15 protein-coding genes are annotated in these 17,078 nt (G+C 74.9%); 8 read left to right on the top strand and 7 right to left on the bottom strand.

Going from position 1 to position 17,078, the window contains the following annotated elements; genetic code table 11:
- Positions 1–24 precede the first annotated feature (24 nt).
- Positions 25–1,137, bottom strand: a complete 1,113-nt coding sequence (locus ACIQTO_RS21745; protein WP_402390369.1) for an FAD-dependent monooxygenase — start codon at positions 1,135–1,137, stop codon at positions 25–27.
- A 223-nt stretch (positions 1,138–1,360) separates the two neighbouring features.
- Between ACIQTO_RS21745 and ACIQTO_RS21740 the strand changes: the two genes are divergently transcribed.
- Positions 1,361–2,371, top strand: a complete 1,011-nt coding sequence (locus ACIQTO_RS21740) for a TetR/AcrR family transcriptional regulator C-terminal domain-containing protein (RefSeq protein ID WP_402390366.1) — start codon at positions 1,361–1,363, stop codon at positions 2,369–2,371.
- On the opposite strand, the gene ACIQTO_RS21735 is transcribed toward ACIQTO_RS21740, so the two are convergent.
- A complete protein-coding gene (locus ACIQTO_RS21735) occupies positions 2,263–3,327 on the bottom strand; it encodes a GlxA family transcriptional regulator (protein ID WP_402390363.1) in 1,065 nt (354 codons plus the stop codon). The two genes, ACIQTO_RS21740 and ACIQTO_RS21735, sit on opposite strands and share 109 nt — an antisense overlap.
- A gap of 141 nt (positions 3,328–3,468) precedes the next feature.
- On the opposite strand from ACIQTO_RS21735, the gene ACIQTO_RS21730 reads away from it, so the two are divergent.
- Positions 3,469–4,086: a cysteine hydrolase family protein gene (locus ACIQTO_RS21730; protein ID WP_402390361.1), complete on the top strand. Its 618-nt coding sequence runs from the start codon at positions 3,469–3,471 to the stop codon at positions 4,084–4,086.
- A 38-nt stretch (positions 4,087–4,124) separates the two neighbouring features.
- Here the strand turns inward: ACIQTO_RS21730 and ACIQTO_RS21725 are convergent, their stop codons facing one another.
- Positions 4,125–4,649, bottom strand: coding sequence for a hypothetical protein (locus tag ACIQTO_RS21725; protein WP_402390358.1), 525 nt, complete (start codon positions 4,647–4,649; stop codon positions 4,125–4,127).
- Between the two features lie 75 nt (positions 4,650–4,724).
- Complete coding sequence (locus ACIQTO_RS21720) at positions 4,725–5,489, bottom strand: SDR family oxidoreductase (protein ID WP_402390356.1); 765 nt, start codon at positions 5,487–5,489, stop codon at positions 4,725–4,727.
- 104 nt (positions 5,490–5,593) lie between these two features.
- Here ACIQTO_RS21720 and sigJ point away from each other — a divergent pair, with 104 nt between their 5' ends.
- Positions 5,594–6,481 (top strand): RNA polymerase sigma factor SigJ, encoded by an 888-nt coding sequence (gene sigJ / locus ACIQTO_RS21715; RefSeq protein WP_402390353.1) that lies wholly within the window; start codon positions 5,594–5,596, stop codon positions 6,479–6,481.
- Positions 6,482–6,588: 107 nt separating this feature from the next.
- Here sigJ and ACIQTO_RS21710 read toward each other — a convergent pair whose 3' ends face one another.
- Positions 6,589–8,016 (bottom strand): trypsin-like serine peptidase, encoded by a 1,428-nt coding sequence (locus tag ACIQTO_RS21710; protein ID WP_402390350.1) that lies wholly within the window; start codon positions 8,014–8,016, stop codon positions 6,589–6,591.
- Positions 8,017–8,123: 107 nt separating this feature from the next.
- A complete protein-coding gene (locus tag ACIQTO_RS21705; protein ID WP_402390347.1) occupies positions 8,124–8,642 on the bottom strand; it encodes a DinB family protein in 519 nt (172 codons plus the stop codon).
- Positions 8,643–8,779: 137 nt separating this feature from the next.
- Here ACIQTO_RS21705 and ACIQTO_RS21700 point away from each other — a divergent pair, with 137 nt between their 5' ends.
- On the top strand, positions 8,780–9,490 hold the full coding sequence (locus ACIQTO_RS21700) for a hypothetical protein (protein WP_402390344.1): 711 nt from the start codon (positions 8,780–8,782) through the stop codon (positions 9,488–9,490).
- A gap of 45 nt (positions 9,491–9,535) precedes the next feature.
- Here ACIQTO_RS21700 and ACIQTO_RS21695 read toward each other — a convergent pair whose 3' ends face one another.
- On the bottom strand, positions 9,536–10,111 hold the full coding sequence (locus tag ACIQTO_RS21695; RefSeq protein ID WP_402390342.1) for a nucleosidase: 576 nt from the start codon (positions 10,109–10,111) through the stop codon (positions 9,536–9,538).
- Between the two features lie 326 nt (positions 10,112–10,437).
- Here ACIQTO_RS21695 and ACIQTO_RS21690 point away from each other — a divergent pair, with 326 nt between their 5' ends.
- From ACIQTO_RS21690 to ACIQTO_RS21675, 4 genes are all read left to right on the top strand, one after another.
- Complete coding sequence (locus ACIQTO_RS21690) at positions 10,438–11,832, top strand: hypothetical protein (protein ID WP_402390339.1); 1,395 nt, start codon at positions 10,438–10,440, stop codon at positions 11,830–11,832.
- 15 nt (positions 11,833–11,847) lie between these two features.
- The gene (locus ACIQTO_RS21685; RefSeq protein ID WP_402390337.1) at positions 11,848–12,804 is read left to right on the top strand and encodes a glutamate ABC transporter substrate-binding protein; all 957 of its coding nucleotides are present in this window, start codon (positions 11,848–11,850) and stop codon (positions 12,802–12,804) included.
- Between the two features lie 258 nt (positions 12,805–13,062).
- Positions 13,063–14,415 (top strand): hypothetical protein, encoded by a 1,353-nt coding sequence (locus ACIQTO_RS21680; RefSeq protein ID WP_402390335.1) that lies wholly within the window; start codon positions 13,063–13,065, stop codon positions 14,413–14,415.
- Positions 14,416–14,420: 5 nt separating this feature from the next.
- Entirely contained in the window at positions 14,421–17,075 is a 2,655-nt protein-coding gene (locus tag ACIQTO_RS21675; RefSeq protein WP_402390332.1) for a tetratricopeptide repeat protein, read from the top strand.
- Positions 17,076–17,078: the final 3 nt, after the last annotated feature.

Raw genomic sequence — 17,078 nt, 5'->3', positions numbered from 1 at the left:
CCCGGGAGGTGGCCGGCCGTCGGGTCACCGGTCGAGGGCGATGGCGTTCTTCGCCCGCTCGACCGACTCCCCGGCCGGCGGACCGCCGGGGTTCTCGGTGGCCAGCGCCTGGTTGAGGGCGACGAAGGGGCGCATCCGCTCCTCATAGCGCGCGAAGGCGGCGTGGTGGTCCTCGCCCGCCGTCCGGGCCCGGCCGAGTTCGTCGGCCAGCAGGTGGGCGCCGACCAGCGCGAGGCTGGTGCCCTGGCCGGACAGCGGTGAGGCGCAGTACCCGGCGTCGCCGAGCAGGACGGTCCGGCCGGCGGACCAGCGGTCGAGGTGGACCTGGGCCATGACGTCGGCGTAGAAGTCGGGCGCCCGGTCCAGCGCGGCCAGCAACCGGGGCGTCTCCCAGCGCAGGGCGCCCATCCGCGCGGCCACCTGCCGCCGGGCCACCGCCATGTCGCGCTCGGCCGGCCCGTCGCTCCCGTAGCCGAAGGTGATCCTCAACTCGCTGTTGCCGCGCACCGGGTAGATGCCGTAGCCGGCGTGGCCGTCGCGCTGCCAGACCTGCCAGTCCTCCAGGCCGAGGAAGTTGTCCGCGCCGAAGATGGCGATGTGGGTGCCGAGGTGACGCAGGAACCGCTCCTCCGGGCCGAAGGCCAGCTTGCGGACCCCGGAGTGCAGACCGTCCGCACCGACCACCAGGTCGAAGGTGCGGGGGCGGCCGTGCGCGAAGGAGACGTGCACGCCGTGCTCGTCCTCGCGGAGCTCGGTCACGCTGTCGCCGTTGACGAACTCGACGCCGTCGGCGGCGCGTTCGTGCAGGAGGGCGACGAGGTCCTCGCGCAGCAGCTCCACGTCGTCGCTGTCGAGCCGGCCGCTGCTGTAGGTCGCCTCGGTGGAACGGTGCACCTCGTTGCCGTCGGCATCGAGGACGGACATGCCGCGCATCCGGGTGCGCACGGCGCGAACCGGTCCGGTCAGCCCCATCCGGTCGACGACGTCGAGCGCGACGCCGCGGATGTCGACGGCCTGGCCGCCGCGACGCGGGGCGGGGGCGAGCTCCACCACGGTCGGGGCGAAGCCCTGACGCCGCAGCCAGAAGGCGAGCGTGGTTCCGGCGATGCCGCCGCCGGAGATGAGGACGGTCTTCATGAGGGGCTCCCCTGTTCGCTGCCGCTAGGCTGTCGACTGTGTCTGTACGCTGTAAGCGCTCTGAATGTACGACGTAAATTCAGAGCCTCGCAAGGGCCCGAAAGGTGGGTTCCGTCGGTTCTGTGCTAGGACAGAGGGCCCTCCGGTGGACGTTCGCGCCGGTAGGGTCTGAGCTAGTACAGAGCGGGCACCGGCGAAAAAGATCTTCCGAGGAGTCGACAGCATGGCAACGGAGACCGACCCGCCCTTCCAGCGCATCGCCACCGACCTCCGGCGGCGGATCACCACCGGAGAACTCGCCCCCGGCGAGCGGGTGCCCTCGATCCGCCGGATCGCCCAGGACTGGGGCGTCGCCCTCGCCACCGCCACCAAGGCCCTGACCGTGCTGCGCCTGGAGGGGCTGGTGGAGGCCCGGCCGCGGGTCGGCACCGTGGTGGCCGGCGGCAGCCCCGCCCCGGCCGGCGCCCTGGCGGCGCCCACCGAGGCCACCGCTCCCCCGCACCGAGCGCCCGCCGCCGCCGATGACGGCAACGGCAACGGCAACGGCGAGTTGAGCCGGGAGCGGATCGTCCGGGCCGCCCTGGACCTGGCCGACACCGAAGGGCTGACCTCGCTCTCGATGCGCGCCGTCGCCGGGCGGCTCGGGGTGTCCGCGATGTCCCCGTACCGCTACGTCACCAGCAAGGAGGAGCTCGTCCTGCTGGCCGCCGACGCGGCCTTCGGCGAGGCCTCCTACCCGGCCGAACCCCCTGCCGGCTGGCGGCCCCGCCTGGAGCTGGGCGCCCGGACCCTCTGGGCACTGTTCCGCCGACACCCCTGGCTCGCGCACCTCAGCCCGGTCACCCGGCCGCTGCTGCTGCCCAACCTGATGACGCACGCCGAATGGGCGCTCGCCGCGCTCGACGGCCACGGCCTCTCCGGCCCGGCCATGCTGGACATCCACGTGCTGCTGTACAGCTACATCGAGGGCATCGCCGTCAACCTGGAGCGCGAGGACCAGACCCTGGCCACCACCGGCGTCACCGAGGAGCAGTGGATGGACCGCCGGCTCCCCGCCATGGGCGCGCTCGTCGACTCCGGCCGCTTCCCGGTGTTCGGCCGGCTGATGGCCGACCTCCCCGGCGGCTACGACCTGGACCTGGACACCCTGTTCGAGTTCGGCCTGGCCAACCTGCTGGACGGGCTGGCCCCCCGCGTCGGCCCGACCGCCCCGGGTGCGCCGGCCGGACCCTGACCCTCCTCGCGCCCCCGGAAGGCCCGGCGGTACTCGCGCGGGGCGACCCCGACCCGGGCCACGAAGGCGGGCCGCAGCGAGACCGCCGCGCCGAAGCCGCACCGGACCGCGACCGCGTCCACCGGCAGGTCCGTCTCCTCCAGCAACCGCTGGGCCAGCAGCACCCGTTGCTCCAGCAGCCAGCGCAGCGGCGTGGTGCCGGTCGCCCCGACGAAACGGCGGGCGAACGAGCGCTCCGACATCACCGCCAGCCCGGCCATCCCACGGACCGTCCACGGGGTGTCGAGCGCGCCCAGCACCTCGGCGCGGACCCGGGCCAGGGCGTCGTCGCCGCCGTCCTCGGGGACCGGCGACGGGATGAACTGCGCCTGGCCGCCCGCCCGGAAGGGCGCGGTGACCATCGCGCGGGCGATCGTGGCGGCCGCCTGCTGCCCGTGCGCGGCGCGGACCAGGTGCAGGCAGAGGTCGATCCCGGCCGCCACCCCGGCGGAGGTCCAGAGCTCGCCGTCGCCGGTGAAGAGCACCTCCGGGCGAACGTCCACCGCCGGGAAGCTCCGGGCCAGTTCGGCGGCGAGCGCCCAGTGGGTGGTGGCGGTCCGACCGTCCAGCAGACCGGCCTCGGCGAGCACGAAGGCGCCCGCGCAGAGCGAGGCGACGGTGACGCCCCGCCCGTGGGCGGCGCGCAGCGCGGCGAGCACCGCCGGGTCGCGCGCCTCGTGCACCCGCTCCACCCCCGGGACGATGACCAGATCGCACTCCTGGAGCGTCTCCAGGCCGAAGTCCGGCACCCGCTCCAGGCCGCCGCCGAGCCGCACCCGGGCGCCCCGCGGCCCGCAGACCCGCAGCTCGAAACCGGGCAGCCCGGGCCGGCTGACCCGGTTCGACCACACCTCGCCGATCACCGCGTAGTCGAACGCCCGCACGCCGTCGAAGATCAGGCAACCCACAGTCCGCATGGCAGAAATCTAGCGACGCGCCCCTGGACCGCGTCCGCCCGGACCGGCCGCCGGGCGGCCCCGGCGTGCTGGCAGGAATCGATCGATGGGTGGCGGCGGCGCCCCTCACGAAGGATGTTCGGGCGCGAGCACGATGGACGCATGACGAACACCGCAGCATTCGACGCCCCGCTGACCATCGACCCCGACGCCGTACTCGTCGTCATCGACGTCCAGAAGGGCTTCGAGGACCACACGTTCTGGGGCCCGCGGGACAACCCGGAGGCCGAGCGGCGGATCGGTGAGCTGATCGACGCCTGGCAGGCCACCGACCGCCCGGTCGTCGTGGTGCAGCACGCCTCGCAGTCCGGGCCGCTGGTGCCGGGCACCCCGGGGTACGAGCTGAAGGACGTGGTCGCGCGGGTGCGGGCGGACCTGCACATCACCAAGCCGGTGAACAGCGCCTTCTACGGCACCCCCGACCTGCACGCCTGGCTCCGGGAGCGGGGCGCCCGGCAGGTGGTGATCGTCGGGATCATGACCAATGTGTGCAACGAGACGACGGCGCGAATGGCGGGCAACCTCGGGTACGACGCGGTCTTCCCGACCGATGCCATGCACACCTTCGACATGGTCGGCCCGGACGGGGTGACCGTCCCGGCCGCCGAACTCGCCCGGGCCACCGCGACGGTGCTGCACGCGATGCGGTTCGCGAAGGTGGTCACCACCGGGGCCGTCCTGGCGGCGGCCACGGCCGACCGGGCGGCGGCGATCGGCTGACCGGGCGCCCCGGACCGGCCGGTCGCCAGGCCGGCCGGTCAGCTGATCAGCGCGTCATAGGCCGTCCGCTCCACCGCGTTGAGCAGGACGACGCCCTGACCCGGCCCGATGGCCACCTCGCGGAGCCGGGCCAACGCCTCGGCTTCGGTGGGGAGTTCGATCCCCAGCGCGGCGGCCGCCGCGTCCCGGTCGGCGAGCAGGCCGGGCTCGTCCTCCAGGTACTGCGCGGCCGCCTCGGCGCTCTCCTCGGCGGTGAAGCCCGGGCAGTCCCGCCACCACGGCACGGTCAGCAGCAGCCGGACCAGCTCCGGCAGGCCGATCGCCACCAGGGCGGCGCCGCCCTCGGAGTCGGCGTAGAGGACGGGCCGCTCCTCGCCGCCGGCCCCGCAGAAGAAGTAGGTGCCGCCCGCGCCGTCCCCGGCGATCGGCTCCAACGGCTCGCCGGAGGCCAGCACGACCTCCTCCACGTGCTCCGTCCGGCCGAGGTCGAAGTCGCCCGGCCAGAACAGGAAGTCGGCGGCGACGGCGGTGGCCCGGACGGCGGCGAGCAGCGAGTACGTCATGCCCGCCACTCTAGGTACCCGCACCGACAGCCCCGGCGCCGGAGGGCCGGCCCCCGGGCCACCCGCGGCAGCCCCTCACCCCACCCGCTCGGCCAGGAAGGCCTCCCAGGTCCGCCGGCCCCGCTCCGCACCGGCGAGGGTCAGGTTCTCACCCGCCCGGTAGGCACGGCCGACCCTGCCGGGGACGCGGACCGGCAGCGCCGGCCGGCTCCTGCCGCGCGCCTTCAGGTAGCCGCGGACGAGTTCGGACAGCGGGTACACGGCCGGCCCGACCAGGTCGGGGACGAGACCGGCCGGCTCGTCCAGGGCCAGCTCCACCAGCCGGGCCGCCACGTCCCGCGCGTCGACCGGCTGCCACCGCAGGCCGCCCGGCGCCGGCACCACCGGCAGCCTGCCCGTTCCCGCCGCCACCTTCAGCGCGAGGTCGTGGAACTGGGCGGCGCGCAGCATGCTGTACGGCAGGCCGGAGTCGGCGACCGCCCGCTCCGCGCCGGACTTGGACCGGAAGTAGGCGAGCGGGAGCCGGTCCGCCCCGACGACCGAGATGGACACCAGGTACCGCACCCCGGCCCGCCGCGCGGCCCGCACCGGACGGCCGGTCGCCACGTCGTCGCCCTTGGCACCGCCGGCGAGGTGCAGCACCGTCCCGACGCCGTCCACCGCCGCCTCGATCCCCTCGTCCTTGAGCAGGTCACCGGTCACCTGGTGGACGCCGTCCGCGTCCGGGCGCACGCCGCGGGTGAGCACCCGGACGTCGTGGCCGGCCGCGCGCAGCAGCGGCAGGACGTGCCCGCCGAGGGTGCCGGTGCCACCCGTCACGAGGAGCGGGGAGTTCGTCATGATCGCCTCCGGTTCGTCCTGACCGGATCCTGGTCTCCCGGTCACAGCCGCTAGGTTTCGTGCTTCCGCAGCTATGACCCGCGGCGACGAAGGAATGTGACTCGGTGGACGAGACATCTGTGCCGACCGCGCGCTTCGAGGAGCATCGGCCGCACCTGCGCGCCGTGGCGTACCGGATGCTCGGCTCGATCAGCGAGGCCGACGACGCCGTCCAGGAGGCCTGGCTGCGGTACGACCGCACCGACACCCGCGAGGTCGCCAACCTCGGCGGGTGGCTGACCACGGTGGTGGGGCGGGTCTGCCTGAACCTGCTGCGCTCGCGCGAGCAGCGGCGTGAGGACCCGTTGGAGTCGCGGCTCCCCGATCCGGTGCTCGGCCGGGAGGGCGTGGTCGACCCGGAGCAGCAGGTGCTGCTGGCCGACGCGGTCGGGCTGGCGCTGATGGTCGTGCTGGCGGAGCTGTCCCCGGCCGAGCGGGTGGCCTTCGTGCTGCACGACCTGTTCTCGGTACCGTTCGACGAGATCGCCCCGCTGATCGAGAAGACGGCGGCCGCGACCCGGCAACTGGCCGGCCGGGCCCGCCGGAAGGTCCGGGGCCAGGCCCCGGCGCCCGACCGCGACCTCGCCCGCCAACGGGCGGCCGTCGACGCGTTCTTCGCCGCCACCCGGAACGGCGACCTGGACGCGCTGCTCGCGGTGCTCGACCCCGACGTGGTGCTGCGCTCGGACGGCGGGGTGGCGCGGGCCCGTCAGACGGTGGTGCTCAGGGGCGCCGCCACGGTGTCGGGCCAGGCGGTCATGGTCCGGTCGCTGGCGCCGTTCGTCCGCCCGGCGCTGGTCAACGGCGCCGCCGGCGTCGTGGTGGTCGGGGCCGACGGCAGGCCGGTCTCGATCATGGCGTTCACCGTGGTGGAGGGCACGATCGTCGCCATCGACGTGCTGGCCGACCCGGAGCGGCTGGCCGGGCTCGACCTGGCGGCGTTCGGCGCCTGACCGCGTTCGGGGCCCGACGGCAACGGCCGCCCCCGCACGGCCTCGTGCGGGGGCGGCCGGTACGACCGGAGGGCCGGACCACGGCCGGGCCCGGTCCTCCGAGGGGCTCAGCCCTTCTTGGAGAGGAAGTCGTACGCTCCGGCCGCGACGTCGTCCAGGTACGGGCCGGCCTGGTACATCGGGTCACCGGTGTGCTTGCCCACCGAGACGTTGCTGACCAGCGCCGGCTTGCCGTCCTTGACGGCCAGCCAGCCGCCGCCGCTGGAGCCCGCGGTCATGGTGCAGCCGATGACCATCATCGGCGGACGCGTGGGCTCGTACGACAGCCGGCCCGGCTTGCCGCTCTCGCAGCGGTTCAGCTCCATGCCGTCGTACGGCGGGGCGGCCGGGTACCCGTACTCGCTGATGCTCAGCTGGTCGCGCGGGGCGTTGAACCAGACCGGCACCGCACCTCCGACCGTCTCCTCCAGCGACTTGGCGCCGTCCGCGGGCTTCACCCGGACGATCGCGAAGTCGTAGTGGGTGGCCGCGTCGCCGGTCTTGCCGCCCTCGGCCTTCCACTGCGGGGAGGTCACGGCCTGCGTCGCGCCCCAGATGCCGAACGGCGCGTACTGGGACTCGTCCGCCTGCTTGCCGCCGCTCAGCGCCGCGTTGCTGTTGAAGGCCGGGATGAAGGTGATGTTGCTGTAGAACGAACCGCCCTTGCCCTGGTGGACGCAGTGGCCGGCCGTCCAGACCAGGTTGCTCTTGCCGGGGTGGGCCGGGTCGGCCACCACGGTCGCGGAGCACTGCGCGTGGTTCAGGCCGGCCGCGGCCGCCGGACCGGAGCCCGGCGCGTCGGCGAACAGCTTCCCGTGCACGGCGAGCTTGGTGTACGGGTGCTGCAGGGGCTGGGCGTTGACGGTCTTCGGCAGCGGGTCGTTGCCGTTGTCGGCCGGCTGGGCCGGCGGCTGGCCCGGCTGCGACGGCTGCGCGGGCGGCTGCGCCGGTGACTGGGCCGGTGCCTGGGACGGCTGTTGCGGCGCGGCGGGCGGCTGCTGCGAAGGCTGCTTGGGCGGCGCCGGGGCCTGCGAGGCCGGCTGCTGGGTGCTGGACGCCTTCGGCGCCGCCGGCGTGGTCGGGTGCCCCGGCTGGGTGGGCTGGCCGGCCGGCGGCTTGGTGCCCGGTGCCGAGGTGGCGGGCCCGGGAGGCGACGGTTGGGCCGGGGCCGGGGCCTGGGTGCCCGCGGGCTGCGGGGCCGGTGGCGCGATCGGCTCGTCCGGCTTGGCCTGGAGCAGCTTCTCCAGGGTCCAGAAACCCTTGGTGGCGGCCGGGAGGGCGTAGTCCTTCGCCCACTTCTCCCAGTCCTCGAACTTCCACTTCTTCAGGTCGTCGAGATTGGACGGGAGGCCGAGATCGGGCGCGCCCGCCACGGCGGCGGAGTCGGCCGAGCTGTTGTCCGGCCCGCACGCCGAGGTGCCGAGCAGGGTGAGCGCGAGGACCGACGCCCCGAGAACGGCCCGAGCGGAACGCGTGGTTCTACCTGACGATGACATGAACTTTTGAATCCCCCTGTGTGAAAACGCGCGGCGCCGGCCGAGCGGCGCCGTGGTGCGCGGGGGAGTATTCCACTGCCCGTCAGGCGCGGACGCAGCCGCCCCCGCTACCGGCCGACCGCGCCGTCCAGCTGTTCACGAAGGATGTCGGCGTGACCGGCGTGCCGGCCGGTCTCCTCGATCATGTGGACCAGCAGCCAACGCATCGACGGCGCCGTGGCGTTGGGGCGCAGCGAGCGAACGCCGGGGCGGTCGAGGTGACCGGACGCGGCGGCGATCACCTCGTTGGCGCGGGCGATCGCGGCCCGGTAGGCGGCGACCGATCCGGCCACCGACTCGTCGCCGGGCGAGGGCGCGTCGTCGTCCCACGGTTCGCCGCCCTCGCCGCGGTACGCCCAGAGGAACCAGTTGAGTTCGACCGCGGTGAGGTGCCGGACCAGCCAGAGCAGGCTGGTGCCGGAGGCGACGCCGGGGCGGCGGGCGTCCTCGTCCGTGAGGCCCTCGGTCTTGCCGATGACGGCTTCGCGCAGGTAGTCGAGAAAGGTCAGCAGGGTGGTCGGCTCGTCGGCCTCGATGCCGGGCGGGCGGACATCACCGAGCTTGCCGGCAGCGGTATCGTCGGTCACACCCGTCACCCTAGTGGCGCCGCGTCAGATCGGCCCCGGCGGACGGCAACTCCCCGGAGAAACCGCGTCGACGCGGACCCCGGTTCATGGCAGGCTCGGCCGCCGCGACCACCGACCCCGCAGGGAGCCGTTCCACCGTGCGCCGACACCTCCTCCTCGCCACCGCCCTGGCCACCGCCGCGCTGACCGCGCTCACCGGCTGCGACAGCGGCGGCCGGGCCGAGTCCGCCGCGTCCTCCGCCGCGACCGGCGCGCCGGCCGCCTTCGACCCGGCGGAGGCCGTGGCGAAGGCGGGCAAGGAGCCGTACGCCGTCTCGGTCCGGGGCACGGGCGGCCCCGACGACGGCGTGATCACGGCGCGGCAGAACGTCAACACGGTGTACACCGGCCACCGGGAGATCAAGCGGCCCGACGGCACGACCCTGGAGTTCGTCACCACCGCCGACGCCGAGTACGTGCGCGGCCATGACGCCACCGGCTCCTGGCTGAAGACCCGACGGTCCTCCGAGGGCTCGGAGTTCGACTTCGGTGGCTACGCCCCGGTGCTGCTGGCCGAGGGCCCGGCCGCCCGCAAGGGCATGGAGACCCGGGACGGCCTGCCGGTCTACCACCTCGCCGGGCATCTGGACCACGACCAGCTCGCCCGGGCGTCCGCCGCGACGGCCTCCGCGGCGAAGCTCCAGGGCACCGCCGGCCTCGACCTGGACCAGTGGATAGACGCGCAGGGGCGTACCCGCTACGTCGAGGAACGGCTGACCGTGAACGGGAAGGCGGTGGTCGCCAGGATCGCCTTCAGCGACTTCGGCCCGGCCGAGACCTTCGCCGCCCCGACCGGGACCGTCGTCTGACCGTGCCCCGGCGGTACGCCGCGGCCGGGCCGCCCCGGCGTACCGTCACCACCCCTGGTGGTGGACCCAGTCCGCGAGGTGGCGCGCGCAGTCGTCGACGGACTCGCGCCAGCTGTGCGCCGCGCCTTCGCCGGCCTCGTCGCTGACGTGCTTCACCAGGCGCACGGGCAGTCCGGCCCGGTGGGCGACGGTGGCGACGGCGTAGCCCTCCATGTCGACGAGGTCCGCGTGCTCGGCGAGGCGGTCGCGGGCGGCCGCGCCGGAGACGAAGAGGTCACCGGTGGCCAGCACCGGACCGTCACCCTTGCCGACCATCAGCGGGGCGCCGTAGGTACGGCCGGTGAGCTCCAGCAGGGCGGGGCTGTCGAGGTCGTGCTGGATCACCTGGACGACCGTGTGGGTGCCCTCCCAGCCGGGGCGCAGGGCCCCGGCGGTACCGATGTTGACCACCTCGCTGGGGTGCTCGCCGCGGGCGAGGACGGTCGCCAGCGCGGCGGCCGCGTTGACCTTGCCGATGCCGGTCAGCAGGACCGGAAGCCGGTCCCCCAGGTACACGGCCTCCTCCCGGACGGCGACGACGAGCAGCGGGCGGTCGGCGGAGATCGTTCCCAGAAGACGCATGCCGCCATGGTACGGACGGCCCCTCCCGGAGGCCCGGACGGCACAACCGGACCCCTCTCCTCCGGCTGTCCGGGGAACCGCATAGGGTGCATCGCGCGTCGACCCGATCGCCACCCGCCCCCGCCGCCGGGGGGCCGTCCCGGACGGTACTCGGCGGCACCGGCACCAGTTGATCGGAAGAACGCCCGCGGAGCGGGTCCGGAGAGCGGGCCCGGCGATGCTCAAGATCGGCGCAAGTCGGGTGTGGCCGCGGGGAGTGACGGCCATACTGCTGGCACAGGCCGGGCCCCGGACGACGGAGCCGGCCACAGGGGAGGGTGAGGCCGGTGGCGACACCAGTACGTACGGAGCGGCCCCGCACGGTGGCGCCGGCTCGGCCCGGCGGCCCGGCCGCGGCCCGACGGGCCGGCCCGCTCGGCCGGCTCAGGCAGGCCGGCCGGACGGCGCCGGGCCGGCTGCGGCTGGCCGGAGCGCTGCTCACGGTGCTCACCGTGGCGTTCGGCGCGCTCACCGCCTGGCAGGTCAACTCCCGCGCGCAGGCGGCGGAGCGCGTGGTCTCGTACAGCCAGCCGCTGAGCCAGGCGGCCGCCGACATCCACCGCTCGCTGGCCGACGCGGACACCACGGCGGCCACCGGCTTCCTGCTGGCGGGCGCCGAGCCGAAGGCCGTCCGGGACCGCTACGAGCAGGACCTCGCGACGGCGTCCCGGCTGATCGCCGAGGCGGCGGCGCGGACCACCGCCTCCTCCCCCGCCCAGGGCTGGCTCGCCGCGCTCAACCAGCAGATCCCGGTGTACGCCGGGCTGGTGGAGGGCGCGCGGGCCGACAACCGCCAGGGCTTCCCGCTCGGCGGCGCCTACCTGCGCTACGCCTCGGACCAGATGCGCACCGTGCTGCTGCCGGCCGCCGCCGCCCTCAGCGCCGCCGAGAACCAGGCGCTCGCGGACGACTACGCCGAGGCCAGGGCCGTCCCGTGGGCCGCGTACGGGCTGGGCGTGCTGGCGCTCGCGGCGCTGGCCTGGGTACAGGTGACGCTGTACCGGCGGACCAACCGGGTGTTCAACATCGGACTGGTCGGCGCGACCGCCGCCGTGCTGTCCGCGGTGCTCTGGCTGACGGTGACCGGGACGGGCGCGAACTCCGCGCTGCACGACAGCGAGCGCAAGGGCGCCGGCCCGCTGCGGGCGCTCAACGCCGCCCGGGTCGACGTGCTGACCGCCCGGCTGGCGGAGAACCTGCACTTCGTCGCCCGCGGCTCCAGCACCCAGTACGCGGACCTCTGGTCGAAGACCACCGAGCACCTGTCCGCCTCGAACCCCCCGGCCAACCGGTACGCCGGCACCCTGCCGGAGGCCCTGCGACTGGCCCCGGCGGACGCCGGGGCCGCCATCGACGAAGCGCAGCGGCAGTACCAGCAGTGGCGCGAACGGCACCTGGCGGCGAGCACGCTGGAGAACGTCGACGCGGACTACCAGGGCGCGCTGGACGCCACGGTGACCGTCAAGGAGGCGGACGTGCCGAAGAGCGCCGACGCCGCGTTCAACGCCGTCGACCAGGGGCTGGCCCGGGCCGCCGAGACCGAGCTGCAGCAGTTCAGGCGGGCCGCCGAGGGCACCGACGGGGACCTGCGCACCGCCGCCGCGGCGGTCGCGCTGCTGGCCCTGGTGGCGGCCGCCTCGGCGGTCCGCGGCCTCGGCCGTCGACTGGCCGAGTACCGGTAGAGGGGGACGGACACGATGGGCAAGACCACGGTACGGGCCAGGTCGGTGACGGCGGTGGCGCTGCTGGCGTCCTGCGCGGCGGTGCTCGGCGCGGGAAGTCCGCAGGGCGCCGTCCTGCCGGCGGCCGCGCCGGCGCAGGCACCGCAGGCACCGCAGGCACTTCAGCAGGAGCAGGCCGGCAACGACTGCGACGTCTACCGGAGCGTGCCGCCGAGCAGCGAGGACGGCCCGGCGGTGAAGGCCATCAAGGCCAAGCGCAGCCTGGTGATCGGCGTCGACCAGAACAGCTTCCGCTGGGGCGCCCGCAACCCCAACACGGGCCAGATCGAGGGCTTCGACATCGACCTCGCCCGGGCGATCGGCGCCGCCGTGATGGGCGACCCGGACAAGGTGACCCTCAAGGCGGTCCCCACCGCCGAGCGGGTCAAGTTCGTCCAGGAGGGCCGGGTCGACCTGATCGTCCGGACCATGACCATCACCTGCGACCGGCTCCAACAGGTCGCCTTCTCCAAGCCGTACTTCACCACCAGCCAGCGCGTCGTGGTGCCCCGGTCGTCCCCGGCCAAGACCATCGACGAGGCGGTGGACGGCAAGACCGTCTGCGCGGCGACCAGCTCCTCGGCCGAGGACGAGCTGAAGGCCCGGCCGAAGGTCGGGAAGATCGTCTCGGTGGAGAACCACCTCGACTGCCTGGTGCTGATGCAGCTCGGCAAGGTCGACGCGACCATGACCGACGACGGCCTCGCGGCCAGCCAGGCCGCCCAGGACCAGACGGTGCGCCTGGTGGACGGCGAGGTCAGGCCCGCGGTGATGGGCATCGCGATGCTCAAGAACAGCACCGACCTGACGGCCCGGGTGAACCAGGTGCTCGCCGACTACCACGCCGGCGGCGCCTGGCGGGCGGGCTACGACCGCTGGCTCAAGCCGTACATGCTGAACGACGCGGAGCACTACTGGCCGACGCAGCGTTGACCGGCGCGGTCCGGCGGCGCGTCCGGGGTGTCCGGCGCGGTCCGGCGGCGCGTCCGGCCGGGCGGCGGCGCGTTGACGGCTCGTTGACGCCCGGGGCCGGTCCGGACCTGCGGCCACAGGCTAGGGTCGGGGCGGATCGACCCGGGACCGGAGAACGCGGGACCGGCACACGCAGGGCCGGCACACGCAGGACAGGGAAACGCGGGACCGGGAAACGCGGGACCGCGGAACCAGGACAGAGACGAAGGAGACAGGGCGTTGGCAGCTTCCGCTGGCCCGGTGCTGAGCCGGGAGGAGGTGGACCGTGCGCTGGCGCGCCTCGGCGCGGACCGCGACGCGGTCGAGTCGGCGCTGCTCTCGCTCCAGGACCACCCGGGCCTGCGGCTGCTCGACGGCGCCGTACTCGCCGGGCGGACGCAGGAGCGCTGGTCGGTCGCCGGACAGGGCCTGCCACTGCTCTGGGCACTGTTCGACCGCTACTCGGAGGCGCTGGCCTCGGCCCGCGCGGTACGCGCCCGGAAGAGCCGGCCGGGTGGGGCCGAACTCGCCGAGCTGAGCGAGCTGCTGACCGGCGAGGCGGTCACCGTGCCCGGCGGCGCGGTGCCGGACGGCCCGCACCTGCTCGGCGCGCCCGCCAAGCTGGTCGAGCGGATCAGCCTGGACGACCTGATGACCAGGATGAACTCCTGGTACGCCACCGTGCTGGAGGTGGTGAGCGCCGCCGACGCCGTCTGGTCGGCGCTGCCGGCCCGGATCGACCTGCTGCTGGCCGAACTGCGCCGGGTGCAGACGCTGGCCGGCTCGCTCGGCGTGCACACCGGCAACCATCCGCTCGGCGACGACCTGGCCGGGCTGGAGACCGATCTGACGGAGCTGCGCACCGAGGTCCGCGGCGACCCGCTGGCGCTCTGGCGGCCGGCCCGGGTACCGGCCCAGCGCGGCACCCGCCCGGACGGCACCGCGCTCGCCACACCGTCCGGCGTGGTGGACACCGAGCGCTTCGACCGCGCCGGGCGGGCGCTGGACGGCGTCCGGGTGGAGCTGGAGGACCTGCTGCGGCTGCGCGACGACGCGGAGGAGCGGCTGCAGGGCGTCGGCGACCTGCTGCAACGGGCCGACGCCACCCTGGCGGAGGCCCGCCGGGCGCGCGGCGAGGTGCTGGCGAAGATAGCCGCCACCGAGGTGCCGGCCGTACCGGGGCCGGCCTCGGCACTGCGCGAACGGATCGTGCTGGCGCTGGAGTTGCGCCAGAGCGGCCAGTGGCACCGGCTGGCGCCACTGCTGGACGCGCTGGAGGACGCGGCCGCCAAGGAGCTGGGCCGGGCCCGGCAGTCGCTGACCGAGGTCACCCAGCCGCTGGCCGTCCGGGCCGAGCTGCGGGGGCGCCTGGACGCGTACAAGGCGATGGCGGCCCGGCTGCGGGTGGCCGAGGACCCGGTGGTGATCGAGCGGTACGAGAAGGCGCGCTGGCTGCTCTGGAGCGCGCCCTGCGACCTGCGGGCGGCGGCCGGCGCCGTGGCCCGCTTCCAGCAGTCGCTGCGGCCGGCGCAGGCCGAGCCGCCCGGCGGGCCGGTCGACGGACAGACACAGCAACAGGGACTGGGGGGCTGAGGTTCATGGCGCAGGCGTGCGTACGGCCGGAGTGCACCGGCGACGGGACGATCGACCCGGACGGCTACTGCGACGAGTGCGGGCTCGCTCCGGCGGGCGCCTCCTCGGCCGGCAGCACCCCGGTGCGGACGGGCGGCACCCCGGCGGAGGCGGCGGGCCCGTCCGCGGCGCGGCCGGCCGGTACCTCCTCGGTGAGGACGGCGGCGGGCCCCGGTTCGTCCTGCCCCCGGGAGTGCGCCGGCACCATCGACGACGACGGCTACTGCGACGAGTGCGGCCTGACCGCCCCCGGCGGTGACACCGGGCTCACCCAGCCGTACGTGCCGTCCGCCCGGGTCGACCCCGACTCGGCGCGCTCGACCCGTACCGGTTCGTCCCGTTCGGTGTCCGGCCGCTCCCGCTCGCACCGCTCCACCCGGACCGGCAGCGCCCGCTCGGTGTCGGTGCGCAGCAGCCGGGGCAGCGTCAGCGCGGGCACCCGCCACCGGCTCGGCGCCGGCCTGGTGACGGTGCCGACCGTGCCGGCGGCCGATCCGGCCCGGGCGGTGCTGGCCAACCCGGAGGTGCCGGAGCGCAAGCGGTTCTGCTCCAAGTGCGAGACCCCGGTGGGCCGGGAGAAGAACGGCCGGCCGGGGCGCCCCGACGGCTTCTGCACCAAGTGCGGCACGCCGTACTCGTTCACGCCCAAGCTCCGCCGGGGGGACCTGGTCGGCGGGCAGTACGAGGTGGTGGGCTGCCTGGCGCACGGCGGGCTCGGCTGGATCTACCTGGCGGTGGACCGGCGGGTCAACGACAAGTGGGTGGTCCTCAAGGGCCTGCTGGACACCGGCGACGAGGACGCGCTCGCGGTGGCCGTCGCCGAGCGGCGCTTCCTCGCCGAGGTGGACCACCCCAACATCGTGCGCATCATCAACTTCGCCGAGCACCCGGACCTGCGCACCGGCTCCACCGACGGCTACATCGTGATGGAGTACGTCGGCGGCAAGTCGCTCAAGGACATCGCCAACGAGCGCCGGACGCCGGACGGCCGGCGGCTGCCGCTGCCGGTGGAGCAGGGGATCGCGTACGCGCTGGAGGCACTGCCGGCGCTCGGGTACCTGCACAGCCGTGGTCTGGTCTACTGCGACTTCAAGATCGACAACGTGATCCAGAGCGGCGACGCGCTCAAGATCATCGACATGGGCGCCGTCCGCCGCCTCGACGACGACGGCCCGATCTACGGCACCATCGGCTACCAGGCCCCGGAGATCGCCACCGACGGCCCCACCCCCGCCTCCGACCTCTACACGGTGGCCCGCACCCTGGCCGTGCTCACCTTCGACTTCCAGGGCTACAGCACCACCTACCGCGACAGCCTGCCCGGCCCCGAGTCGGTGCCGGCCTTCGCCGCGTTCGAGTCGTACTACCGCTTCCTGGTCCGTGCCACCGACCCGGACCCGGCCCGCCGCTTCGGCTCCGCCGAGGAGATGGCCGACCAGCTCACCGGTGTGCTGCGCGAGGTGCTGGCGCTCCAGGACCAGCGGCCCCGGCCCGCGCCCTCCACCCTCTTCGGCCCGGAACTGCGCGTGGTCGACAACGAGTTGGTCCTCCCGACGGTCACCCCCGGCGAGCTGCTGGTGACCGCGCTGGACCCGGCCGCCGCCGCCCTGTCGCTGCCCGTCCCCCGGGTCGACCCGGGCGACCCGAACGCCGGCTTCCTGGCCACCCTGCTGGCCGCCGACCCGGCGGAAGCCCTCACCGCGCTGGCCGGCGCCCCCGCCGACTCCGCCGAGCGCCGGCTGCGCGAACTGCGCGCCCACCTCGAACTGCGCGCCCGCGCCGACGCCGACCGGACGCTGACCGCGCTGGAGAAGGACCACCTGGACGACTGGCGGGTGGTCTGGTACCGCGGCCTCACCGCCCTGGTCGGCTCCCTCGGCAGCCCGCACGACGGCCCCGACGAGACGAAGCTGCGCGCCGCGGCCGAGGCCTTCGACGCCGTCTACGACGCCTTCCCCGGCGAGAGCGCGCCGAAGCTGGCCCTCGCGATCTGCGCCGAACTGCTCGGCGGCGGCGGCGACGCGGCCGAGCTCTACCGCCTGGTGTGGACCACCGACCAGGCCTACCTCAGCGCCGCCTTCGGCCTCGCCCGGGTGCTCCTCGCCGACGGGGACCGGTCCGGCGCCGTCCGGGTGCTGGAGTCGGTGCCCGCCACCTCCAGCCAGTTCACCGCCGCCCGGATCGCCGCCGTCCGGGCCCGGCTGCGCGAACGGCCCGCCACCGACCCGCTCGGCGCCGACCTCGGCGCGTCCTCCGAGCAGCTGACCGCCCTGCGGCTCGACGACCGGACCCGTGAGGAGCTCTCCGTCGAGGTGCTCGACGCCGCGCTCGGCTGGGTGACGGCCGGTTCGCCCGGCGGTGCCGGCGCACCCGGGGGGACGGGCTCGTCCGGGGAGACCGGCGAGGCCGGCGGCACGGAGGTGGCCCGGGTGACCGGCGGGACCGGCGGGACCGGCGGGACCGGCGCGGTCACCGTGCTCGGACGGCCGGCCGCCGAACGGGAACTGCGGCTCGCACTGGAGCAGTCCTACCGGGTACTCGCCCGGTTGGCCGACCGGGCCGAGATCAGGATCGAGATGGTGGAGCGGGCCAACCGTGCCCGCCCCAGGACGTGGGTGTAGCGA

This window comes from Kitasatospora sp. NPDC091207, assembly GCF_044768625.1.
GTDB lineage: Bacteria > Actinomycetota > Actinomycetes > Streptomycetales > Streptomycetaceae > Kitasatospora.
The sequence above is the reverse complement of the archived record's forward strand: the minus strand, read 5'-3'. Positions and strand labels throughout refer to the sequence as shown.